The sequence below is a fragment of the Bacillus sp. FSL W7-1346 genome, from assembly GCF_038593335.1.
In the GTDB taxonomy this organism is placed as follows: Bacteria; Bacillota; Bacilli; order Bacillales; family Bacillaceae; genus Bacillus; species Bacillus altitudinis.
Map to the genome: position 1 here is coordinate 3,446,859 of NZ_CP151988.1, position 24,106 is coordinate 3,470,964.

Consider the following 24,106-nt stretch of genomic DNA (forward strand, 5'->3'; position numbering starts at 1 on the left):
TCATGTTGATATGGCTATGGATCGTTTCTTTTATGACGGCTTTTTTTCTCACGATCACCTTGGTTTATTTTTTTACCTTTTTACATGCAAAACAGCCTCGTCCTTTTCATCAAGCATGTGAACTGACTGTCTATACCACCTGCATTTATCCGCTTAGCTTGGCGGTGACAGCTGCCTTTATTCTCACCATGATGCTCCTCTATCCCTTTTATTGGCTGCGCAGACGGTAAATTTACATACGTTATGCGTCAAAAGCTTCTTTTAATAAACGATACGATGTGAGACGGTCTTGCATGTGATGTGTGATGGTCACAGCGATCACTTCATCTGTACGATACACCTTTGCGAGTGCTGTCAGTTGCTGCTTCACAGAAGATGGTGTGCCAACAACCATTCTCTGTCGATTGGCTGCTACTCGTTTTTGTTCATATGGACTGTAGGAATAGGCCTTTGCCTGTTCAAATGAAGGAAAGCCGCCTAGGTTCTGTCCTTGCTCGTTGGCTAATAATGATAAATCTAAGCTGACCGCCAATTTTTCTGCCTGTTCCTCTGTTTCTGCACATAAAACGAAGACCGCAAGACTGACACGCGGCTCATCACCAAATTCTGAAGGTTCAAATCGGCTGATATACTGTGACACAGAGTCTTCTCCGCCTTCTCCATTAATGAAAAGAGCAAACGTATAGCCTGCACCTGCTTTTGCAGCAAGCCGTGCACTTCCTCCAGAGGAACCTAGCATCCATACCTCTGGGGCAGTTTCTACCTTCGGAGAAGCGGTCAAGTGAGGAAGCGGATAAAATTCATCGGCTAAATCATGTAAATACACCTTCAATTCTTCTACCTGCTCAGGGTATTGATCACCAAGTCGCTTCCGTTCTCCATGATGAAGGGCAATGGAGGAGATCGGCATACCTCCAGGAGCACGTCCAATGCCAAGATCAATTCTGCCCGGAGCCAAGGCTTCGAGCACTCTGAAGTTCTCTGCTACTTTATAGGCACTGTAGTGGGGCAGCATGACGCCGCCTGAACCAATACGGATATGTGACGTCACAGCAGATAAATGACCGAGAAGCACCTCTGGACTCGATCCTGCGAGCCGGTTTGAAAAGTGGTGCTCTGATACCCAAAAACGATGATAGCCCCATTTCTCTGCCTGCTTCGCCAGCTCGACGGTTTGCTTCAGTGCCTCAGCAGGCGTCGCATCTCCAATCAAAGGAGATTGATCCAGTATACTTAATTTCATGATGTCGCACCTCCTACACAAATCCCCCTCTCTCACTCGAAAGGGGGATTTCCTGATTTATTTTCGATTAAAGCCCTTCTCTTTCACAAAATCTCCGAGGAAGGCACGTTTTGGCTGGCTAAAGCCTCGAAGCATTTGCTCAGACCATGTATCTTTTCTCTCACCGTTTGTTCGTTCTTCATAATATGATGAAATACGATCATCGTATTCTTTTAAATAACGATCCACATGAGCTTCGTCCTGCTGATATGTGTTTTCATGGTAGATCAGCTCAACGGGCAGCCGTTCCTTTTGAGATGATTGATTGGCAGGATGTCCTATGGCCAGGCCGAATAGCGGCAGCACATAGGAAGGCGTTTCAAGTAATTCGGATACTTCCTTCAGCTGATTACGCAGTCCGCCGATATAGCAGATGCCAAGTCCCATAGATTCTGCTGCGACACTGACATTTTGCGCAGCGAGCGCCGCATCAATCACACTGATAAGAAAGGCTTCAGTATTCTCAAGCGCTTCTTGATGGTTTTTCCCTGCTTTTTTTGCGATATAGTCGTGGCGTTTCAAGTCTGCACAAAAAACAAAAAAATGCCCATTCTTCTCAACGTATGGCTGATTTCCAGCCAGTTCAGCAAGCTTCGCCTTCTTCTCCTGATCTGTTACACCAATGATACTATACGCCTGTACATAGCTTGATGTCGAAGCAGCCTGCGCACTTTTGATAAGTGTCAGCACCTCTTCCTCTGTCAGACGCTCATCTGTAAACGAACGGATGGACCGATGATTTAAGATGGTTTCTATCGTTTTATTCAATTCGAAGACCTCCTTCACTCCTACTATCATAATTCAAATGAATATTGCTTTTCAAAAGTTAGAACTCACGCCAAAAAGGCAGCCTACTCTTAGACTGCCCTTTACCCGTTTTATTTAAATAAATAACTTTGATATTTCGTTAATTGAACACTTGCATTATAGGCGATACCAAATCCAATAAGAACAGATAAAACAGAGCTTCCCCCGAAGCTGATGAATAAGAGCGGTATCCCCGTTACAGGCATGACGCCTATGTTCATACCAATGTTCTGGAATGTATGGATGACAATCAATGCTGTATATCCTACACAGAAAAATGACGCAAACCGGCTATAAGGATGGATACGGTCAATCAACACAACAAGCCTGTAAATCAGGAAGAAGAACATGATGACCACAAATGCGCAGCCGACAAAACCAAAGGCTTCCCCTATGATAGAGAAAATCATATCTGTCTGAGCTTCTGGAACATATACTTTTAAGTTCTTAACACCGTTCCCGAAAATTTGTCCTGCCCCAATTGCCATAATGGCTTGCTCGACTTGATATTTATCCGATCCAGATGCATCCTGTGTCTGGGCTTGGTTGGCTGTCGAAGAACGATCAGGCAGCCAAGCGGTAATCCGGTTGATCTGATACTGCTGAATCCCGATCTTTTGTGCGAAATCAGGGAATAGAATAATCACGGCTAACACAGCGGCAACTAAAAGCACAACCACTGAACCGATGAGAGAGATCAATTTCCAGTTGACCCCTGATAAAAAGACCATGACAACGACAATAAACATACATACCGCAGCCGTACCTGCATCTTGCAAAAAGATGAGTCCGACTGGTACAGCAGCCACGCCGGCAATTTTTAATAGTAGGAAAATATCATCTTCTAATGTTCGTTTTCCTCTTGGGGTTGCCTTCCCAATGACAGAGGCGAGCATCATAATCAAACCAATTTTCATGAACTCTGAAGGCTGAAATGTTCCAATTCCCGGTAACACAAACCAACTTTTTGCACCATTTTTAATTGGAGCAAAATCATGACCTGCAATTTGTGCAGGAGCAATTTTTAAAAGAATTAAGAGCATAATGCCGCCTATAAAAATATATAGGCTTAACTTTTCTAATTGTTCCAGATCGAAGTAATTAATAGCCACAATACAGATGACCCCGACCATGTAGTAAATGATCTGTCTGGTCCATGCATTAGATCCATATTGCCCAAACTGTCCCGCAGCATAAATAGCGATGACACTGATGGCAAAGAAGGCTAAAAATATAAAAATCAAATCTCCTTGATAGTAAGGAGATGTATTCTGCTTGTTCATGAACTAACCACCCTTATTACAAAACATAAAAGCCCTTATTTATATTAGATTGAAATTTTCACAAAAGCAACTCACCTTAAATATGACGGAAGTGACACCTGAAAGGTTCCATTCTAATTTCAAAAAATGAAATACTTTTCATCCTAACAATAGGAAAAAATTCCTTTCCACTCTATCATGACAACCGATCATAAGTCCTTTAAAAAGATTATTTTACAGATTTTAAGGGGAAAATTCAATGACTTATGTGGCGATATGAAAGGTGCACATCTTGCCAGCATAAGCTTAACTGAGGTATAAGAAAAAAACAATTTCTGCGGAATAAGGCCCATTTTCCAATTATTGAGTTTACTTCAAAGTCAATTGTGGTATAATATTTGTAACAAAATGTTCACAATATCTCCTAAAAACAGACACAATTGCATCCTGACCTCTCATTTGAATTGAACATCAACTTACAAAGGAGTTGGATACGATGGATATGTTCTTTGCGTACCTATGTATTGCAACAGCTACACCCCTGTTTTTATGGTTGGAAAACAGAAAGATTGCATTAGCATCTATTCCACCCATCATGATTATGTGGATTTTCTTCGGTCTTTACATGACAAGCAGTTTATCTCCAGCAGGACATACCTTCATGATCGCATTCTTTGCCATTAACGTGATTCTGGCTCACATTGCAGCTTTCCTCATCTATGGACTTCCATTCATTCGCAAAAGATTCAGCAGCAGATAGATATCGCATCATCAATTGGAAGCGTTATCACAATCAGCATAAAAACCACTCACCTATGAAAGATGAGTGGTTTTTTATTATTTCTCTGAATGCTCAGACTGCTTTGGCGCAGATGGTGAATAACCGTCTTTGCTGTTCTCTCCATGGCTGTAGTGAGCCGCGAAGATCCAAACAGACCCGATGACGAAAATGATCGCACAGAACAGACCAAACAAAGTATTTCCGACTTGAACAGTCCCGTTCTCACTCTCTGTCATGTGCATGAACATGAACAGCTGCAAGAATGCTTGAATGAAGGCAAAACCAAAGATAATCCATAGTTTTGCGGAACTGCCAATTTCAGCTCCGATGGCAATCCAGAATGCTAAGATGGTTAGCACAATGGAGAGAATGAAGCCGACTACGTGTTTCCAAGGGAAGTGTTCGTGCTCTGCTGAGGAATGTGTTTTTCCAGCCATATCACAAAAGCCCCCCTAATCCGATCAAGTACACAGCTGTGAAGATGAAAATCCATACAACATCAAGGAAATGCCAGTATAGACTTGAGATAAAGATCTTCGCTGCTGTTTGTGGTGTTAATCCACGTTTTTTAATTTGGAACAAGACGCCCGTAATCCAGAAGATACCAATGGATACGTGTAATCCGTGAGTTCCTAAAAGAACAAAGAATGCAGACCAGTATGCACTTGTATGGATGCTCGCACCCTCATGTACATAATGGAAGAATTCGAAAATCTCAAAACCAACGAAGCCTGCACCTAGAAGCAGTGTCAGAATCGTCCAAATGACAACCCCTTTTGTACTTCCACGGCGCATTTCATGAACGGCAATCCCGCATGTAAATGAACTCACCAATAGCAGGAATGTCATGATCAATACAAGCTTCATATCAAATAGCTCAGCTGGCAAAACGCCGCCAGCTGTTCTGCCATGAAGAACAAAGTAGGTCGCAAAAAGTGTTGAGAATAACACGATTTCCGCGCCAAGGAATATCCAGAAACCAAGGATGTTTAAACGTCCTGTTTCAGACTGATATTCAAGCGGTGCATTTGCATAGCTGCTATCATTATGTCCCATTACTTCTGCGCCTCCTTATTCTTTTTCTCTGTTTCAATCACTTCTTCAACAGGAATATAGTAGCCATCGTCATATTCAAATGAACGTAAAATCATTGTTGCGAATACACCGATTAAGCCGATAACGCCAATCCAGTACCATTCAAATACAAGACCGAATGCACCAAGTCCGAAGAATGCAGACATGATAAGCGGTCTGCCTGAATTGTGCGGCATGTGAATTTTCTTGAATTCTTTTTCAGGATGAACGTCTACATTGTTTTGCTTCCAATGATGGAATGCATCTGGTGACGTCACTTCTGGAAGTGCTGCAAAGTTATAATGCGGCGGAATTGCAGAAGATGTCGCCCAGTCAAGCGTACGTCCTTCTCCCCAGCTGTCTCCAGACACTTCACGTTTCGCATGTCTCCAGCTGTAGTAAATGTTATAGCAAAGGATGATAAATCCGATACCCATCATGAATGCACCAATTGTTGAAATAAAGTTTAGTGCAGTCCAGCCATCTTCTGGTCCATACGTATAAATACGTCTTGGCATTCCTTGCAGTCCTAAGAAGTACTGCGGGAAGAAACAGATGTTAAATCCGATCATGAATACCCAGAAGAACCATTTGCCGATTCGTTCGTTTAACTTGTAACCAAACATTTTCGGATACCAGAAAACAAGACCTGCAAAACAAGCAAATACAGTACCTGCGATTAATACATAGTGGAAGTGGGATACTAAGAAGTACGTGTTATGGTACTGGTAATCCGCAGCTGCCATCGCAAGCATAACCCCAGTCACACCACCGATTACGAAGTTCGGGATGAAACCAAGTGCCCAAAGCATTGGGGATGTAAAACTGATACGGCCTCGATACATTGTAAAGAGCCAGTTAAAGATTTTCACACCTGTTGGTACAGAAATCGCCATTGTTGTAATCGAGAAGAATGAGTTAACCGCTGCACTGTTCCCCATTGTAAAGAAGTGGTGAACCCACACAAGGAAACTAAGAACAGAGATTGCCACAATCGATACAACCATCGCTTTGTAACCAAACAACTGCTTTCTTGAGAACGTCGCAAAGATTTCTGAGAAAATACCGAAAGCCGGCAGGATAACGATATATACCTCAGGATGTCCCCAAATCCAGAAAAGGTTCGCCCAAAGCATTGGCATACCGCCCGCTTCGAGTGTAAAGAATGCTGAACCGAATAAACGATCGAATGTCATAAGTGCTAAAGCAACTGTTAAAACAGGGAATGCGAAAACGATAATGACAGACGTGATCAATGTTGTCCATGTAAACATCGGCATACGCATAAGCGTCATACCTTTGGTACGCATTTTTAGGATGGTCACCATGAAGTTAATACCTGTCATTAGTGTACCAATACCTGCAATTTGGAGCCCGAGCAAGTAGTAGTTCTGTCCAGGTCCTGGTGAGAAATCATTTCCGGCGAGCGGCATGTAACTCGTCCAGCCTGCACTTGGTGATCCTCCAATAACGAAGGAAATGTTGAACAGCATTGCTCCGACCATAAATGTCCAGAAGCTCAAGTTGTTCAAATACGGGAATGCAACGTCACGTGCACCAATTTGAAGAGGAACCACGACGTTGATTAAACCAATTAAGAATGGCATCGCCATGAATAAAATCATGATCGTACCATGCGTTGTGAAAATTTCATTATAGTGGTTTGAATCTAAAAACGTATTATTAGGAAGCGCCAGCTGCGCGCGCATCATCAGTCCGTCTACCCCACCGCGGAAGAACATAATCACAGCAGCAAGGATATACATGATTCCAAGCTTTTTATGATCAACTGATGTCAGCCATTCTTTCCAGAGCCATTTCCACTTTTTGAAGTAGGTTAAAACAAACACAATGGCAATGGAAGTAAGAGCGATAGAAATTTGCGCACCAAGAATTAATGGGTCTCCAGTTACAAAAAACTCATCCCATTTTAAATGCATAACGGCCTCCTCCTTTCCTTAGTCAGTTTATTCGTTTTCTAATTTTCTTTTATAGTTCTTCACATTCTCGAAAGGATCTGTCTTGGAATGCGGAGAAACTGATTGGTAACCTAAACGTTTGCGTGCTTGGAGTGCATATTCAGAATCCTCTCCGTGCTTCGCAAAAGATAAATGTGTTGATGAGAATGTCTGCACATCTGCAGCATCAGGAAGCATCAAGTAGTCATACGTTTTCTTCGTTAACTTTGGTGCTTCTTTTTTCGTTTTATTTACCCATTTATCATAGTCAGACTGCGTCATCGCATTGACTTTGAATTTTTGCTGAGCAAAGCCTTCGCCTGTGAAGTTGGCGTTTCTTCCTTCATATGTGCCTACTTCATCAGCTTGAAGATATTGTTCCATTTCCATTCCAGCCATCGCATACTTCTCCCCGCCTAGCTGAGGAATCCATAGTGATGCCATTGTATCAGCGGAAGTGATTTTGAATAAAACCGGCTGATCTTTTGGAATGTTTAAGTAGTTCACTGTTTCAATATTTTCCTCTGGATAGCTGAAGATCCATTTCCAATCAACTGCTGTAGCATAAACGACAAGTGGATCTTTATGACTTGTTGCTTGAGGCGCCTCTTCCAAAGAGTAAATGGTTTTTACAGTTGGAACTGAAAGGGCAGCAACGATTAATATTGGGATCACTGTCCAGACAACTTCTAGAAGCGTATTCCCGTGTAGTTCTGGGTTATAAGAGGCGTTTCCAACGTCCTTACGCTCACGGTATTTAACCAAAATGATGGTAAACAGTACAAATACCGCACCAACGATAAAGAGCATGAATCCAATAGATAATAGGATTAAGTCTTTTTGTTGTGCTGCGACTGGTCCTTTAGGATCTAAAACAGCGATATTGCTGCAACCTCCTAATACAAAAACACTCACGAGCATCGCTAATAAAAGCATAGGTTTAATGGCTCTGAACAAGAAGATCACCATCCTTCCTTAAATAATGTATAAATTGCTGAATAATTGTGAAAAGCCATCTGCCTTCGAAAACTTTTCTTCCCTTTGTAATGCTATCAAAATCTGTTGGAGTTAGCTCCCCTTTTTTCAAAAGTTCATTTATTTTTCAACAGATTTCTATTGAAATGTCATAAATTCGCCATAAATTTATATTATTGCACACACAATAAATTTCTAGGATTTTGAAAAGTTGAGAGTTGAAGGCAAAGGACATACAATCAAGAACTTTGTCAAATTTAGGTTTACCACAATAAAAAAGTTTGGTCAAATTTCAATTTAACTTTATGAAATTTTATCTAGGTAAACAATTCTGAAATAGGTATCCCATATTTAACAAAAACCTTACTCATTTTAACGCAAGTCGACAAGAAAAGAAAGTATCGATCCTCCGCCTATGCGCTGTAATGATTGGTAATGGTGATAAATGAGTGGAAACTCACTAAAGACTTCCAGCAAAAAACCGGCTCATCGCCGGCTTCTCATTATTCGTCTCTCACCAAAATGTCTGGTCGTCTATAGATGCTTCCTTCATGTTCTATGTCTATATACGTCCACTTGCCTGTATAGGTTAAAAAGCGATTTCCTTCTTTCTCAACGACCATCGTATCTTCTGATTTCAATCCTGGTAAGGAAGGATTCCAAGTGAATACTTGATGAAGCTGGATCTCTTCCACGGATGAAGGAACTGCAATGATCTCTCTAGACACAAATCCAGTCTTCCCTCCTTGGTGAAGCTTTTTCCAGCTATCAGGAAATCCTTCTTTTTCATATTGAGCAATGCCTGCCTTCAATACATCTCCAATGGTGTTCCCTGGACGAGTGGCCGCATTCATGACCGTGTCAATTCGCGCAAGCCTTTCCTTGTTTTCTTCAAGCTCCTTTGGTAGCTGTCCAAAGTAAACGGATCTTGTGACATTTGCCACGAGTCCATGCCGTTCAGCACAAAGGACAACCAGTGCATGCTTTTGAAGTGCTTTTTCTGTTGGGATCGGATGGCGATATTGATGAATCCGGTCATCTGTTGCCACAAGCAGCACTTCTATCGTCATCCCCTGCCCGATCGCTCTTTGAGCAACAAGCGAAGCAATTTCATGCTCCGTCTGTCCTGGAACGATTTCTTGACAGACACTTTCTACAATAACAGCTGTGTCATGACAAAGGGTTTCATATTGGCTGAGCTGTGGCGCTGAAAGGATGGATCGAACACGAGACAAATCGGGTTCGATCCATTCCACTCCTTCCATTTGAATGTCCGCACCAATTCGTTTGTCTTTTATGAGTGTTTGAATGTAAGGAGTCTCATCCTCAAACCAATCCATTGTGACGACTTGAAAGGGATGGTCAAAATACGCCATTTCTTCTTCAATGATTCGTTTTTCTTCCATTTGATTCACAACTAGGACAATATCGTCTTTCAACACAAGTAGCTGACAAACGCCCTCTGGCGTGTTTAACACAATGTGATTTCTTCTTCCTCCAGTCAGCCAAGAAAAGTTATTACGCTTTTGAATCAGAACACCGTCAAGTTGCTTTTCTTCCATTAAAGTTCTTACCTGTTCAATCATCAACTCATCACCTGCCTGTATGGAGTGTTTGAATGAAACGTTTAAATGCTGTTTTCCCTTGCTCTGTTCTTTTAAACACACCCGCCTGCGCGAGTATACGAGAAAAAATGAGGCCGATCTCTTTTTGTAAAATGGCTTCTACGTTGTCCTTCGTAAAGGTATTCTCTTCGATCAGACGCTCTGCCCATGACTCGTGCTTCATGATAGGCGGACAGGCTTTGATTTCTTCAAGAGGGTTTTTGGATAGCAGCGCCGCTTTTAGCTGGCTTAATTCCTCTGCTAATCTTCCAGGAAGCACGGCGAGACCCATGACTTCGATTAATCCGATATTCTCTTTTTTAATATGATGAACTTCTTTGTGCGGATGGAAGATTCCGCCTGGGTGCTGCTTGTCTGTACGATTATTTCGTAGCACGAGATCTAATTCGTACTCATCCCCATGGCGGCGTGCGATCGGTGTAATGGTATTGTGCGGGGTCTCTCCTGTATGTGAGAACAGCCCCGCTTCTGGATCTGAATACATTTTCCACTCATGTAATATAAAATCTGCTGCCTCCGCAAGCGTCTGCTGGTCGCTGCTTTGAAGCCTGATCACTGACATCGGCCATTTCACAATACCCGCCTTCACCCTCGGAAACTTTTCGAGAGAAAACACTTCTTCCATCTTTGCTTTCGCCATCGGAAATTCATGAGCACCACCTTGAAAGTGGTCATGACTTAATATGCTGCCTCCAACAATGGGAAGATCAGCATTTGATCCTATGAAATAGTGCGGATATATCGATATGAAGGAAAGCAGACGCTCGAAGGTCTTTTTAGATATCTGCATTGGTTCATGCTCGCCCTTGAACACAATACAATGTTCGTTGTAATACACATACGGCGAGAATTGCATAAACCACGACTCATTTGTAAGTGTTACCGGAATAATCCGGTGATTCTGTCTTGCTGGGTGATTGATGCGTCCCCCAAACCCAACGTTTTCTTTACAAAGGAGACAAAGAGGATATTGCTTTTGACTAAGCTGTTTGGCTTCAGCGATCGCTTTTGGGTCCTTTTCCGGTTTCGATAGATTAATCGTGATCTCAAGCTCACCATCTTCTGTCGGTGTAAACCACTGCACATTTTTGGCGATTCTGCCTGTATGAATATAGTGGGCATGCTGCTGCATTTCATAAAACCAGCTTGTCGCTGCCTTTGGTCCGCAATGCTTGCGTTTCTCTTCAAACTTTGCATAGATGACACTCGGAGGCGCCACCAAGCAGCCCATGATTTTGGCATCTAATAAATCACGATACGTATCTGTCCCGTCAGGAATAAGACCTGTTTCAACTGCCCAATCGAGCATCGGCATTAAGATGTCTTCAAGGTCGCTGTCTCCTGAGACTGTTCTTGCCTCAGCATCATCGAGACCAAGCACCTCTAGCAGCCGGTTCCTTGTATAATCCATATCTAGTGGTGATATCAGCTCTTTATTAACCCCATATTGAATCAGCTGTTCTAGCTTTTCAAAAATATCAATCGCCATTCCCTTTGTCTCCTCCCCTGCCTGCTACACGTTACTCACTTTGATAGCCATCTGGATGTTTCTGAAACCAATCCCATGCACTTTGAATGATGGTGTGGAGATCTGCATATTGCGGCTTCCATCCTAGTTCTTTCAGCGCTTTTTCTGATGAAGCAATCAGCTTAGCTGGATCACCCGCACGTCTTTCTGCCACCTGTGCTGGAATGGCATGCCCCGTCACTTCTCTTGCAGCTTCTACGACCTGCTTCACAGAGAAGCCTGTGCCGTTCCCTAAGTTGTACGTCGCACTTCCTTTTCCTTCACGCAGACGCTCAACCGCTAGAATGTGCGCCTCTACTAAATCCATGACATGAATGTAGTCTCTAATGCATGTGCCATCCTCTGTTTCATAATCCTCACCGTAAATCATGATTTGATCACGTTTTCCTAATGCCACTTGCAAAATAATTGGGATTAAATGCGTTTCTGGCTGATGATCTTCCCCGACAATCCCTTCTGTATGAGCACCGGCTACATTAAAATAACGAAGCACAACATATTCAATACCATATGCCTGCTCAGACCACTTCAGCATTTTCTCAATCGCGAGCTTTGTTTCCCCATAAGGATTTGTTGGGTTCGTCTCATCCGTTTCAACGATCGGTACACGCTTTGGTTCACCATATGTCGCAGCAGTTGAAGAGAATACAATGCGTTTCACATCAAATTCATTCATCACCTGAAGTAAAGCCGTTGCCCCTCCGACATTGTTGTCATAGTACTTCAGCGGGTCTGTTACACTTTCTCCAACAAGTGAATCTGCCGCAAAGTGCATGACCGCTTCTATGTCATGCGTTTGAAAAACCCGTCTTAAAAAAGCATGATCCCTTAAATCTCCCTCTTCTAATACGGCACCCTTTACGACTGCCTCTTTATGACCTGTCTGCAAATTATCCACAATTACTACTTGTTCTCCTTTAGCCAAAAGAGCCGCTACCGCATGACTGCCAATAAAACCTGCTCCCCCACATACTAAAATTGCCATCAAAATTCCTCCTTCGTTAATTCTCTAGCGCCGCCTCCAATTCCAGCTGTGTAAAAAGAGGCTTGAATGCCTGTTTTTTCTTGATAAATCGCACCTGTTTCTTCTATAAATGAGTCCAGCAGCTCTTCTTTCACAATGCTGACGGTACAGCCCCCAAAGCCAGCACCTGTCATACGCGAACCAATCGTCCCTGGATGTTGCCATGCGGCTTCAGCCAGTGCATCTAGCTCAAGCCCAGTGACTTCATAATCATTCTTTAAAGAAAGGTGAGATGCCTTCATGAGTGCACCTAGTTCTTCCATTTTATCATCTTTCAGAAAATTTACTGCTTTCATGGTCCTCTCGTTTTCCGTGATGGCATGTCTTGCACGTCTTCTACACGTTTCATCTTGTATCAAATGATCATGCTTAGCGAATTCATCCTCCGTGAGCTCACATAAATGACCGATATCTAATTCTTTTCTAAGATCGTTTAAAGCAGATTGACATTCTGAACGGCGTTCATTGTATTTGGAATCTGCAAGTGTTCGTTTTTTATTTGTATTGGCAATGACAAGTGCCAGACCCTCTTGCCGAAATGGGCTGTATTCAAAGGAAAGCGTGTCACAATTGAGCAAAATAGCGTGACCTTTTTTTCCAAGACTAATTGAAAATTGATCCATAATGCCGCAGTTCACGCCAATAAACTCATTTTCAGCACGCTGCGCAAGAAGGGCTAGGTCTATTTGCGTTACGCCGAATGACGACCATTCATTGATCAAGACAGCCGTGACGAGCTCAATAGAGGCAGAAGATGACAGACCTGCGCCATTTGGAATATTGCCAGCATACACAATATCAAAGCCTTCTTTCACATCCATGCCTGCTTCGATAAACTGTTGGAATACTCCCTTCGGATAATTCGCCCAGCCGTCTGATTCTGAGAAAGCGATTTCAAAAAGGTCGAACTCTTTCACACCTTCTTCTTCAAAATTCAAGGAATACATTCTGACGCGTCCATCTGATCGTCTTGCTCCCGCAGCATATGTACCAAGGGTGAGTGCACATGGAAAGACATGGCCCCCATTATAATCTGTGTGTTCACCAATCAGATTGACTCTGCCTGGGGCGAAAAAATAGCGGAGTTCTTCCTGATCTCCAAATTGCTGGTGAAATGCTGCTCTTAATGTGTCGATCATATCCATTCCCCTTTTCTCTTCTGATAATCTTATTTTAGTTGCCCCGTCAGCTGAAGTTCAATGGTAAAAAAATCGTTAAAAAATACCCTTTTTTTGCTGTGAATGGTACGATGTGATATGAGGTGTAACATGATTCAAAATAGAAAAAGGTTGTTTTTTGCTGTGAAGGAGGGTTTCCAATTTGAAGAAGGAAGCATTTGCATTTCGTTTTCACCATTCTGATGTGACATTGCCGGCCCAAATCTGGTCTGTTGGCTGGGAAGTTCAATCATCTTCGTTATACAGCTGGAATGGCGTAGAGCGGAAGGATCAGGGCAAGTGCATCTTTCAGCTCACACTGTCTGGACACGGCATGATTGAAATCGGACAGAAACGATTCAAAGTATTGCCTGGACAGGCCTTTCTGGTGAAAAGCCCCAGTGCTTATCAATACTATTTTCCAGAAGACAGTGAACATTGGGAATTTCTCTATTTAACACTTTATGGGGAAGCCTGTGACCTTTGCTTTGATCAATTTATCGATCAAGGAAAGCAGGTCATGCGTTTTCATCCGAATTCCAAACCGATCCGCCTGCTAAAGAAGATTTATGATGAAGCCAGTGAAAGACGGATTACCAATCCATTTGAGGGGTCTAGCCTTGCTTATCAATTTGTCATGGAACTGTATTCATATTTGCCAAAGCTTGAGGGACAAATGGAGAAATGGCCTGAGCCCATCGTCCAAGCGGCCTTATTTGCAAGCCACCATTTTCACGAGGAGATTGGGCCTGACGATATGGCAGCTGCGGCACGTTTATCCAAAAGTCATTTTACGAGGGAATTCAAAAAGGCAACTGGCTTCACACCGATTCATTATTTAACCAATATTCGTTTAGAAAAGGCGGAAACGTTACTGAAAACAACGAAATACTCGATTGAAGAAATCGCCATACAGTGCGGCTACCGAAACGCGAATTACTTGAATAAAGTCTTTCGAAAGAAAATCGGCATGTCTCCAAAGCAACTCCGGGAAACAAGCGATGCATAATAAAAAGCAGCCGCTTTTCAATTGGCTGCTTCTTTTACGCTTTCGTCAGGTCAACACGAATTCTCCCTTGTCTTAAAACAATGGTCATTTGCGTATCAGGGGTCATTAAATTTTCTAAAATGTCCGTTGCTGTTTGAAGCGCAATGTCCATCCGGTTGATCTTTTCCTTTTCTTGTTCAGAAAATGCTTCTGGATGTGCGGTCATTTCTTTGACTAGCCTCAACACTTGTTCATGCTGCTTTTCTGTTTGTTGATATATGGCATCATATAATTCGTCTGGCCTGCTGCTCATTTCACATCACCTATCTTTTTCATGTGTTAAATCGCATCTTCTTTTGTTTTCTTGAAGACGAACCATTTACTGGCGACATAATTGACCACGACAATCACAAAGTTAACAAGAATTTTTGCGACGGTTTCGTTGAGCGCCATTTGGCTCACAAATAAAATCATCAGCCCCAGATCTACACCTAGAGACATGAGACGGACACTAAAAAATGAAGAAAGCTCACGCATCAGGCTTTTTGTGTCACGAGCCTTTTGCTTGAAGACATACTTCTTATTGGTGATATAAGCAAAGAGCACAGCAAATACCCATGAAACAACCGTTGCTGTTTTGTAATCCATAGAAAACATCTCAACGAATAAATAGAAGCTGACTATGTTGACAATGGTTGTACACACACCCATGATCAGATACATGACAACTTCTTGATACTTTTGAAAAAGGCTATACATGTCTTTCTTCATTCCTTCTTGGTGAATTCTGTTTCTTTTAGAATACCATCTTAAGAAGAACTTCCCAAACGAACAATATGTGCGTCCTGTAAAGATGAAATTTGTTCTCGCTGATGGCATATGTCAACCTTATGGGTTTATATGAGTCAAATGATTTAGGTCTTTATCATTATTTTAATTTATAATCTTTTAACTGACTTTACAATTGTTTATTATGAGAAGTAAGAATTCAATATTTATGGGTTTTTTAGTCATTTTTTTAGGGACGTGGTAGGTGATAGATTTTACAAAATAGGTTAAATGTCATCATTTTTCGACAAAAATCTATTTTTGTACTCCATTCACACACACGTACAGTTACTAGACGGTTTGTTCAAGTCATTGGTTGCAGATGAATATGTCTTATTGAACTGGAGGATATTATGGATACGCAAGTGAAAAGAAGAGTTGACGAAGAGTGGGTTTATTTGATTCAAGAAGCGAAAAAAATTGGACTAGGCATCGAGGAAATACAAGCTTTTTTAACATCCAACGGTGATCAGAAGATGATAAACAAACCGTAATCAACGCCGTTATCCTTTGTCTTTCAGATTGCTTTGGCTAAAGTTCTAACCTGTCAATTGACCTTTTAAACATCCTTTCATGACGATACGCTACAATAATTGAACACCTCATCATACCAATCCCTTCCACTCAATGGGGTTCTGTCTTTCTATTTTTAGGAGGACAGTCCGTTCCCTGTTCTTTATATGACCCCTTTTTAGCTGTCATTCATGAAAATTGCCCATTTTCGTTATAAAACCAAGCTCCCCACCCATATATTAAGCATAAGACACAAGAAAGAAGAAAGGTGGGTGGCGCGTGAGTTCAGATTCCCTATCTTATTATCATCAAAAGAAGGATCAATATTATCACGGTGTGAACCCTGTGATTGTCCATCGTATTCGCAAGGAATGGACGTCTATCTTGGATATCGGATGCGGCACAGGTCAGCTTGGGAAAGTCTTAAAACAACAAGACCGTACCATATATGGAATTGAATCTTTTGAAGATGCGGCAAAGCAGGCTGAGAAAGCGCTGAATCATGTTTTATGCGGCAATATTGAACAGATGGCGCTGCCTTATCAGCATGAACAATTTGACTGCATCATTTTCGGAGATGTTCTTGAACATTTATTGGACCCTTGGGCCGTTTTAAAAAAGGTCAAACCTTTTCTGAAAAAGGAAGGGGTCATCTTGTCTTCCATTCCGAATATTGGTCATATTTCAACGGTTTTAGAATTACTGGCTGGGAGATTCTCTTATACAGATGCAGGATTAATGGATCAAACACATTTACGCTTCTTTACCCTTCACGAAATTCATGCCCTCTTTCAGTCAGCCGGGTTTCATGTTCGTGAGCTTGAAACCATTCGTGTACAACACCCTTCCTATACGGGCGTCATGAATGATCTACATGAATTACTCGTAAAACATGGCATCCGTTTTGATTTTAACGAGGCAGCGACAGCCTATCAATACGTGGTTGAGGCGGTTCAACTCAATGAGTAGCCCCACCATCTTATTTGTTTTATGTGTAAATGATGAGTCGATGTTTCAAGCTTGCTTCCGGCAGCTCGCTTCACTTCCTGCTCCGCACGGGTATCATGTAGAGGTTTTGCCCATTAGACATGCATCAAGTATGGCCTCTGCATACAATGAAGCTCTCGCTCATCCTGCACAGTTTAAAATTTATCTTCATCAAGATACACTCATCGTCAAACAGCATATGCTTCTCGAGCTGATTCCACTTTTCTTGCAAAATCCGTCACTTGGCATGCTTGGGGTAATAGGTGCAGAAAGTGTGCCAGACAATGGAATCTGGTGGGAGAGCCATGATTGCAGAGGGAAAGTCATTGAATATCGGCACGACACCTATCAGCTACTGACGTTTGAATCTGGTCATCCACAGACAGAGCCCCAAGGTTATATCAAAGCTTCTGCTATTGACGGTCTTTTTATGGCAACACAATATGATATCAAGTGGCGTGAGGACCTCTTAGACGGGTTTCATTTTTATGATGTGTCACAGTCTTTTGAATTCGCTCAGCAAGGATATGAGATCGGTATTGCAAGGCAAGAAGAGCCCTGGTGTATTCACAAATGCGGAGATCATTTTGATGCAGAAGCATATGAAAAAGCAAGACAAACATTTCTTGCAAATTATCGATAGAAAGCACCCTTTTCGGGTGCCCAGAATGTAGAGAAACTCATGTTTTTCTACATTCTTTTTTATTTTCCACGTCATGATGTTAGGTGAGAATGAATGAAAAGGCCTTCCACACATGTCTTGAAATGGCCTTTTGATGCTTTTGAGATCTTGTACAGCTTTCAAGAAAAGGACAAGGAGAACATGCTTTCGGATCTGATTTGTAGAACCAATTACCTTTTCGATCCGTTATTGTATATGCTTTTCTCTATTATAAAATGGAGAGATGTAAGTTTTAATGGGGACAATTAGGCTGTCGAGATTTTCTCGACAGCCTGACAGACCCTAAAGAACTGTTTGATTCATCAAGTAGATAATCTAGAATCACGGGTTCCAAAACGAACATCAGGATTTTCACTAGAACGGGTTCCGTTCCTCACAGCAAAATCGTTATCTTGTTGAGATAAAGTTATAAGAGGAAAATCCTCAGTAGTAACGCTACTGCCTGTAACATTTCTTACAGTCAGATCAGTGGATTCTGGAGAAGTAGCATTTCTTGAATTCACATCAAAATCGACAGATGATAATGAGATCACACCTAGCAATGCCGAAGCACTCAAAAAACCAGTAAGAACCGTTTTAAAATTCATATGAACAGTCGCCCCTTTGGATTTGTTTTCGGGCGTACATCACTTTTTCATACATTTTTACAGATTCATCCATACGCCCATTCTCATTATAGTACCGAGCCGCTTCGAGCGCTAGGTCTTCCATGTATGGATAACCCCTCTCATTCTCTAATTTTTCCAATGAGCTCAAGACTTCACTTAGGTTTGCTGTTTTTAAAAATAAAATGTCCAATACCATCAGTAACGATAAAAATAGATCATTTTTTCTATTCTTCGCTTCTTCCAAGCCTCTTTTGAAAAATCTTTCACCCTCAATAAATTCCTTTTGACTCAAATGAAATAACGATAATTCATAATAAACCAAAAGCAACTCTGTAGCATTAATAGGCTCTCCTTCTAGAATCACCTGATTAAAATAAGCTAATGCCCTATTAAAATCACCTACTCCTTTATAACAACACCCAATATTAAATAATGACTTCACAATCATTGGCTTATTAGACATTGCCTTAGATTTTTCTAAAGCTGACAATAAATGAGGAAGCGCCTTTTCTCTGCATTCAAAATCAATGAAATTACCTGCCATAACAGTTAGACAATTAATTTCTCGAATCATATAAAGAGAATTGCTCTTATGTGCCTTATAAGTATCATAAGAAAGACCAACGTAATACATAGACACGTGTGTCTGTTTCATGTGATAAAACACTTCTGATAATTTATAATAAAATTCCGCTCTCTCTAACTCATCCCCTACTTGCTCTAGGCGCTTTTCCGCGCGCTTATAGAACACAATAGCTCTAATAAACTCTCCTTTTTTGAATTCATACATCCCTTGAAAAAAATTAAAATAGTATTCAAGGATGGCTGACATCTTCTTTCCTTGTCCTTCTACAGCTTTCAAGTAATCCGATTTTTCAAGTGGTTCTTTAGAAGGCTGCACATAGTCTGTCATCAATTGATGACGGAACTCCATCAACTGAAAATAAAGAACCGCCTGTTCATCTTCTTCCATGACATCGATTTCTTTTCTAACCTCTTCTCTTAGCTTCTGAGCCTCTTTAACATTGAATCTTTTTATTTGCTTATACCATTCATTTATCTTGATCGCTACAACTGGAGACGGTATAGAAGCCATTTACAATCCCCCTAGAAAACCAATTTTTAATAAATGTTAGCATAACAACTCCTAATAAAACCCTATTTATCCATTGATTTGTAAAATTTTCGGCATAGCGCAAGCACTTTTTAAGCAAATAGGGCACAAGACATATCGGTTTTTATACTTAATCGCAGTGGTGTTTTTGAAATAGGCGCCATGTATTTTAAGTAACAAAAAACAGGCTCTTCAGCCTGTTCTTTATTATCCAGTAATGACCATATTGATGAATGGGACACTTAATAAAAAAAAAACAACAGCAAAAATAACTTTATACATCATCAATACTGATATTACCGTCATCATACATTCGCCTCCCATATAAAAGAACCTAAATTGCGGTCACCGCAACCCAAAAAGAAATTTTCCAATTAATTCCCAAATTCAAACCGATCAATGATAGGATGAAAACATGTCAAAAAAGGAGGGAGTACTATGAATTATTATGCTGTTGTATTTTTTTACGCCGCCACTTAATAAAAGCCACTGAAAACACAAGAAGTAAAATCGCAATAAGCTTGAAAATAAAGCGAGTGAAGAAAGTAGCATCTTCGAACTCCGTTGCAAAGATACAAGCCCCTATGATTATCCCGATCATGCCTACTACCCAATTCCAAAACACATCAATCACTCCTCAATTAACTTTTTTTAAAAGAAAAGCATTTTTTATCCATATATTTATTATTGCACAAAAAACAAGGGGGAAATATCCAAAATGAAAAAGTTCATAATCGGGCTTTTAGGCATGACGCTATTTTTAACAGTTCCATTACAAACCGTAGCCGCAGTAACCCTAGAACCTCAAGGAATTAAAGAATCTTATCAAACTGAAATTGAAGGCAAACTACATACTTTCAATTCTGTAGTTAAAGGCAGCACTCAAACAATAACGATTGATAATGGTGAACAAATAGATACCGTCTCTTTTGATCGGGCAACAGAAGAACTTCGTATCAACAATGAACTAGTAGACATTAAAGAATTTAAAGAAGCTGGACCAGAATTATTAAGTGAAGACGGCGAATTTAACACAAAATCAAACAAAGATTATCAATGGAGACTTGTAAAAACCTATAAAAACAAATTCAACGTTACTCTTGCTATTGTCGTTCTTGTGACAACAACAATTTTGGCATTACCGACAGGGACCGGTGCTGTAGCTGGCGCAGTCTTGACACTAAAAGTAATAGCCATACTCGCTACAACAGTAACTACAGCTTCAGGATCAACCGGTCAAAAAGTCTTTCATTACACATTCAAAACATACTACAGCCCGAAAAATGGATACTGGAACAACAAATTTGTCTTATCTGTCTACAAAGATTCCAAGCGTAAAAAGCATGTTAAAACAGTTTCACATACGACACGTCTTGGGAAAAAATATTAAAAGAGAAGCAGGCTCCATCAGCCTGCTTCTCTACATGTTTATGTAATGTAATTCTTGATATTAATATGCCAACGCATTATGACCTCAAATGTTTCATTTGCTAAATCGAATCTACAGACCATGTGACAATGGATATCATAGAGTTTTTTTCTTTGATCTTATATTTGATTTCCAGCTTCTTGTGTTTATTTTCATTTTCCCAATATATATATCCACAATTGATCAGGCTAAACACCCTTTTCGGGTGCCTTTTTTATGATATACTGTCATAAACAACCAGATCGTCTCATATGCATTGGAGTACCTTGTCCCTAATTCGTACAAAGGAGGAAACAATGGCAGACAAAAACGTTCATTATAAGAAGGTTGCCGCTTCAAAGGATTTTCGAAAACTTCTTGAGGAAAAACGCAGATTTATCGTACCGATGACGATTTTCTTTTTTCTCTTTTACTTTTCACTTCCGGTTGCTACATCCTACTTCACCTTTTTGAACACGCCAGCAATTGGAGCGATCACGTGGGCTTGGTTATTTGCCCTCACGCAATTTGTGATGACATGGGTTTTATGTGGGCTTTATGCAAAAAAAGCAGCTCAGTTCGACAAATATGTAAGCGCTTTAAAAACTGAATCTAGAGGTGATGACGAATGAGTATGACCGCTTTTATTTTATTCATAGCGATCGTAGGGCTCACATTGGTCATCACGTATTTTGCTGCGAAAAAAACAAGCAATGCGAGTGATTTTTACACCGCAGGCGGCGGTCTGACTGGGTTTCAGAACGGTCTTGCCATTGCCGGGGACTATATGTCTGCTGCTTCATTTTTAGGGATCGCCGGCATGATCGCCTTAAATGGATTTGACGGCTTTTTCTATAGTATTGGTTTTCTTGTAGCGTATCTTGTCGTCCTTTATGTCGTGGCTGAACCGCTTCGAAATCTAGGAAAATATACGATGGCTGATATGATTGCTGCACGATTCAAACGCCCTGCTATTCGAGGCGTGGCTGCTTTTAACACCATCACGGTTTCCACTTTTTATATGATTGCACAGCTTGTTGGGGCAGGTGCATTAATCAAACTGCTTCTTGGCATTGATTACTGGATTGCGGTGCTGATCGTAGGTGTCTTGATGACCATTTATGTCGTGTTTGGCGGCATGATCGCAACCAGCTGGGTACAGATCACGAAAGCTGTGCTTCTCATGCTGGGCACGCTGATTATTTCGCTGCTTGTGTTTGCCAAGTTTGATTTTAGCCTGCTGAAGATGTTTGAGCAGATGAAAACAGCGACCCCGCTTGGTGGGGCATTTCTTCACCCGGGAAATAAATATGATGTGCCTTTAGAGACCCTGTCTCTGAACCTTGCCCTTGTGCTAGGAACAGCAGGTTTGCCGCATATTTTGATCCGTTTTTATACGGTAAAGGATGCCATTTCTGCGCGTAAATCTGTTCTATCTGCTACGTGGATCATCGGGATTTTTTATTTAATGACGGTTTTCCTCGGCTTCGGTGCCGCTGCTTTTGTCGGAACAGATGCAATTACGGCAGCCGATGCAGCAGGAAACATGGCAGCGCCACTGCTTGCACAGGCACTGGGGGGAGATTTATTATTTGCCTTTGTTTCCGCTATTGCCTTTGCGACTATACTGGCAGTGGTCACCGGTCTCGTTTTATCCGCCGCGTCTGCCTTTGCTCATGACTTTTATAGCCAGATTATCCGCAAAGGAAAAGCGAGTGAACGTGAACAGGTGAAGGCGGCACGCTTTGCTTCTATCGGCGTGGCCATCCTTTCCATCATTCTTGCATTATTTGCGCAATCTTTAAACGTCGCTTTTCTTGTATCACTTGCCTTCGCAGTGGCAGCAAGTGCGAATTTACCGTTGATTATCTTCACTGTCTTTTGGAAACGATTTAACTCAACAGGTGCTATCGCAGGAAGCTTAACAGGCCTTCTGAGCGCACTCCTGATCGTGTCACTCAGCCCAAGCGTCTGGGACCCATCAGGGGCAGCCATTTTCACAGGAGAACCGCTTATCCCACTATCGAACCCTGGGATTATCTCGATCCCGCTCGGATTCCTTGCGGCTTACTTAGGCACCATTTTCTCCTCTGAAAAAGCAGATGAAGACACCTTTACAGAAATTCAGGTAAAAGCACACACAGGTATGCATATGGATACAGATTGATGAGAAAAAGCCGGCTGCTCTGCCGGCTTTTTCAGTGCTTGCTATTTCAAAACTGTACTCAATATGGGATAAATTGGCCTTTTAATCTCTCTTTATATCTTTCTAACTTGTCAAATTTCCTCAACGTGATCAACGAACAGCATGTGATGACGATCAGCAGAATTTCATGAACTTCTCCTCTGTTATCAATGATTCTTTTCAACCCTATTACCCCCATAGACTTCTCTTGTTATTCCTATGTTATCATTTTAAACACATACTGGAAATTCACCCCACAAGGAAGAAGTGAAACATATTCATAAATTGTACTCAGCAAAATTATTATTTGAATCTAGCTCCTCACCAAAGGTGAGACCGGATAAAATCTTTGAGGAACGAATCATTTTAGTGAGAGCAAAAAACAATCGAAAAGTGAAACAAATCGTCAAAGACCATTTTCCAGATGAGACATTTGAAAATGGAGATCATGGACAAACAACCACAAAACTAGCAGCCGTACTAGATATCTTTGAGCTAGTTGAAAACTTAGACGAAAGTCCCCTACATTTAAGCGAAGTGTACAGCCGATATCTTCTTTTTGATCAAGAAACATCTGCTAAAGAAGCGATTGACGCTTATTCGTTAGACAAATAAAAAAAGCCGGCTGCTCTGCCGGCTTCTTAATATCGCTGGAATAACTCTGGGTTTTTCGGGACGTTTTCTAAATAAACGATCTTTCCTTGATCATCCAGCTCCGCAATATCAATGCCTTCTGCTGTATATACACGACCGTCTGTTAACTTTCCGCAAACAGCCCAGTTTGTTTCATACTTCCCATCTTCACGTTTCACCCAGCCATCCCACATATGCTTAATGTCTTCATGTACGTGGAAAAATGTGTTCAAAAACTGTGTGAACGCTTGGATGCCAGGCTTTTCAGCACCATTTAAGACAATCATGACATCATCTGAAAACAATGCCAACAATTCATTCATTTGCTCTTGCCCTTTTCCCGCTTCATCATATCGACGAAAATACGTATCGAGCACTTCCATGATTCATTCTCCTTTATTTACCTGTCATTTCGAAAACAATCGAACAATTAGATTGTACACAATTGTATCTCTACTGTCTATTTTTCACGTAGATAAGAAAAGATATGGATGAGTTAATCCATGTCTCAGATTGTTGACAAAGGGCTAAAATGAACTTTATTTTAGCCCTTTGTCTTCTTTTCAGCGTGATAGAAAACCTTTGAAGTCTAGGAAGGACAGCTACTTTCACGGAGCGAATTTGACATTCGTGAGTACCAGCGCGCAGGACTGACACCGAATGCGAGGGTTTGTCTACACGCTGAGA

The 24,106-nt window shown here is 41.3% G+C and carries 26 protein-coding genes; 10 read left to right on the top strand and 16 right to left on the bottom strand.

Translation table 11 applies throughout. From position 1 onward, the window contains the following. The first annotated feature begins 2 nt into the window (after nt 1-2). Nucleotides 3-230 (top strand): hypothetical protein, encoded by a 228-nt coding sequence (locus NST09_RS17790; RefSeq protein ID WP_017360133.1) that lies wholly within the window; start codon nt 3-5, stop codon nt 228-230. 11 nt (nt 231-241) lie between these two features. Here the strand turns inward: NST09_RS17790 and NST09_RS17795 are convergent, their stop codons facing one another. The 3 genes from NST09_RS17795 to NST09_RS17805 form a co-directional block, all read right to left on the bottom strand. Continuing rightward, nucleotides 242-1,246: an LLM class flavin-dependent oxidoreductase gene (locus tag NST09_RS17795; RefSeq protein WP_046345037.1), complete on the bottom strand. Its 1,005-nt coding sequence runs from the start codon at nt 1,244-1,246 to the stop codon at nt 242-244. Nucleotides 1,247-1,300: 54 nt separating this feature from the next. Beyond that, complete coding sequence (gene nfsA, locus NST09_RS17800) at nt 1,301-2,050, bottom strand: oxygen-insensitive NADPH nitroreductase (RefSeq protein WP_342493168.1); 750 nt, start codon at nt 2,048-2,050, stop codon at nt 1,301-1,303. A 110-nt stretch (nt 2,051-2,160) separates the two neighbouring features. Next, entirely contained in the window at nt 2,161-3,372 is a 1,212-nt protein-coding gene (locus NST09_RS17805) for an FtsW/RodA/SpoVE family cell cycle protein (RefSeq protein ID WP_342493169.1), read from the bottom strand. Nucleotides 3,373-3,847: 475 nt separating this feature from the next. Between NST09_RS17805 and NST09_RS17810 the strand changes: the two genes are divergently transcribed. Further along, nucleotides 3,848-4,111 (top strand): spore morphogenesis/germination protein YwcE, encoded by a 264-nt coding sequence (locus NST09_RS17810; RefSeq protein ID WP_008345491.1) that lies wholly within the window; start codon nt 3,848-3,850, stop codon nt 4,109-4,111. A gap of 77 nt (nt 4,112-4,188) precedes the next feature. On the opposite strand, the gene qoxD is transcribed toward NST09_RS17810, so the two are convergent. The 8 genes from qoxD to NST09_RS17850 all read right to left on the bottom strand — a co-directional run bounded on the left by qoxD (nt 4,189) and on the right by NST09_RS17850 (nt 13,461). Beyond that, the gene (gene qoxD / locus NST09_RS17815; RefSeq protein ID WP_007497818.1) at nt 4,189-4,569 is read right to left on the bottom strand and encodes a cytochrome aa3 quinol oxidase subunit IV; all 381 of its coding nucleotides are present in this window, start codon (nt 4,567-4,569) and stop codon (nt 4,189-4,191) included. Nucleotide 4,570: 1 nt separating this feature from the next. Continuing rightward, complete coding sequence (qoxC, locus tag NST09_RS17820; protein WP_007497820.1) at nt 4,571-5,188, bottom strand: cytochrome aa3 quinol oxidase subunit III; 618 nt, start codon at nt 5,186-5,188, stop codon at nt 4,571-4,573. After that, a complete protein-coding gene (qoxB, locus tag NST09_RS17825) occupies nt 5,188-7,146 on the bottom strand; it encodes a cytochrome aa3 quinol oxidase subunit I (protein WP_008345496.1) in 1,959 nt (652 codons plus the stop codon). The genes qoxC and qoxB overlap by 1 nt, the downstream gene beginning before the upstream one ends. 27 nt (nt 7,147-7,173) lie before the next feature. Continuing rightward, the gene (qoxA, locus tag NST09_RS17830) at nt 7,174-8,130 is read right to left on the bottom strand and encodes a cytochrome aa3 quinol oxidase subunit II (RefSeq protein WP_089374137.1); all 957 of its coding nucleotides are present in this window, start codon (nt 8,128-8,130) and stop codon (nt 7,174-7,176) included. Between the two features lie 512 nt (nt 8,131-8,642). Next, a complete protein-coding gene (locus NST09_RS17835; RefSeq protein ID WP_017368286.1) occupies nt 8,643-9,725 on the bottom strand; it encodes an aminopeptidase P family protein in 1,083 nt (360 codons plus the stop codon). Between the two features lie 7 nt (nt 9,726-9,732). After that, nucleotides 9,733-11,253, bottom strand: coding sequence for a UDP-glucose--hexose-1-phosphate uridylyltransferase (gene galT, locus NST09_RS17840; RefSeq protein ID WP_052320534.1), 1,521 nt, complete (start codon nt 11,251-11,253; stop codon nt 9,733-9,735). Between the two features lie 31 nt (nt 11,254-11,284). Further along, nucleotides 11,285-12,277, bottom strand: a complete 993-nt coding sequence (gene galE / locus NST09_RS17845; RefSeq protein WP_017368288.1) for a UDP-glucose 4-epimerase GalE — start codon at nt 12,275-12,277, stop codon at nt 11,285-11,287. Beyond that, the gene (locus NST09_RS17850) at nt 12,277-13,461 is read right to left on the bottom strand and encodes a galactokinase (RefSeq protein WP_342493170.1); all 1,185 of its coding nucleotides are present in this window, start codon (nt 13,459-13,461) and stop codon (nt 12,277-12,279) included. Before NST09_RS17850 ends, galE begins: the two co-directional genes overlap by 1 nt. A gap of 175 nt (nt 13,462-13,636) precedes the next feature. Between NST09_RS17850 and NST09_RS17855 the strand changes: the two genes are divergently transcribed. After that, nucleotides 13,637-14,482, top strand: coding sequence for an AraC family transcriptional regulator (locus NST09_RS17855; RefSeq protein ID WP_007497828.1), 846 nt, complete (start codon nt 13,637-13,639; stop codon nt 14,480-14,482). Between the two features lie 34 nt (nt 14,483-14,516). Here the strand turns inward: NST09_RS17855 and NST09_RS17860 are convergent, their stop codons facing one another. Continuing rightward, complete coding sequence (locus tag NST09_RS17860) at nt 14,517-14,774, bottom strand: hypothetical protein (protein ID WP_008345502.1); 258 nt, start codon at nt 14,772-14,774, stop codon at nt 14,517-14,519. Nucleotides 14,775-14,800: 26 nt separating this feature from the next. Then, nucleotides 14,801-15,184: a GtrA family protein gene (locus tag NST09_RS17865; protein ID WP_024719496.1), complete on the bottom strand. Its 384-nt coding sequence runs from the start codon at nt 15,182-15,184 to the stop codon at nt 14,801-14,803. 458 nt (nt 15,185-15,642) lie between these two features. On the opposite strand from NST09_RS17865, the gene NST09_RS17870 reads away from it, so the two are divergent. From NST09_RS17870 to NST09_RS17880, 3 genes are all read left to right on the top strand, one after another. Next, nucleotides 15,643-15,783, top strand: a complete 141-nt coding sequence (locus tag NST09_RS17870) for an anti-repressor SinI family protein (RefSeq protein ID WP_008345506.1) — start codon at nt 15,643-15,645, stop codon at nt 15,781-15,783. A gap of 298 nt (nt 15,784-16,081) precedes the next feature. Continuing rightward, nucleotides 16,082-16,771, top strand: a complete 690-nt coding sequence (locus NST09_RS17875) for a class I SAM-dependent methyltransferase (RefSeq protein WP_057078891.1) — start codon at nt 16,082-16,084, stop codon at nt 16,769-16,771. Continuing rightward, complete coding sequence (locus NST09_RS17880) at nt 16,764-17,432, top strand: glycosyltransferase family protein (RefSeq protein WP_144716441.1); 669 nt, start codon at nt 16,764-16,766, stop codon at nt 17,430-17,432. The genes NST09_RS17875 and NST09_RS17880 overlap by 8 nt, the downstream gene beginning before the upstream one ends. Nucleotides 17,433-17,773: 341 nt before the next feature. Here the strand turns inward: NST09_RS17880 and NST09_RS17885 are convergent, their stop codons facing one another. Continuing rightward, nucleotides 17,774-18,058, bottom strand: coding sequence for a hypothetical protein (locus tag NST09_RS17885; RefSeq protein WP_342493171.1), 285 nt, complete (start codon nt 18,056-18,058; stop codon nt 17,774-17,776). Beyond that, nucleotides 18,048-19,175 carry a RapH N-terminal domain-containing protein gene (locus NST09_RS17890; protein ID WP_046344747.1) on the bottom strand — a complete coding sequence of 376 codons (1,128 nt, stop codon included), beginning with the start codon at nt 19,173-19,175 and terminating at the stop codon, nt 18,048-18,050. The genes NST09_RS17885 and NST09_RS17890 overlap by 11 nt, the downstream gene beginning before the upstream one ends. 736 nt (nt 19,176-19,911) lie before the next feature. On the opposite strand from NST09_RS17890, the gene NST09_RS17895 reads away from it, so the two are divergent. The 4 genes from NST09_RS17895 to NST09_RS17910 all read left to right on the top strand — a co-directional run bounded on the left by NST09_RS17895 (nt 19,912) and on the right by NST09_RS17910 (nt 23,401). Then, nucleotides 19,912-20,583 carry a hypothetical protein gene (locus tag NST09_RS17895; RefSeq protein WP_048001151.1) on the top strand — a complete coding sequence of 224 codons (672 nt, stop codon included), beginning with the start codon at nt 19,912-19,914 and terminating at the stop codon, nt 20,581-20,583. A 335-nt stretch (nt 20,584-20,918) separates the two neighbouring features. Further along, complete coding sequence (locus NST09_RS17900; RefSeq protein WP_025208191.1) at nt 20,919-21,233, top strand: DUF485 domain-containing protein; 315 nt, start codon at nt 20,919-20,921, stop codon at nt 21,231-21,233. Continuing rightward, a complete protein-coding gene (locus NST09_RS17905; RefSeq protein ID WP_017360150.1) occupies nt 21,230-22,768 on the top strand; it encodes a cation acetate symporter in 1,539 nt (512 codons plus the stop codon). Before NST09_RS17900 ends, NST09_RS17905 begins: the two co-directional genes overlap by 4 nt. Before the next feature lie 285 nt (nt 22,769-23,053). Then, on the top strand, nt 23,054-23,401 hold the full coding sequence (locus tag NST09_RS17910; protein WP_342493172.1) for a DUF4288 domain-containing protein: 348 nt from the start codon (nt 23,054-23,056) through the stop codon (nt 23,399-23,401). A 26-nt stretch (nt 23,402-23,427) separates the two neighbouring features. Here the strand turns inward: NST09_RS17910 and NST09_RS17915 are convergent, their stop codons facing one another. Continuing rightward, nucleotides 23,428-23,802, bottom strand: a complete 375-nt coding sequence (locus tag NST09_RS17915; protein ID WP_008345523.1) for a nuclear transport factor 2 family protein — start codon at nt 23,800-23,802, stop codon at nt 23,428-23,430. Nucleotides 23,803-24,106: the final 304 nt, after the last annotated feature.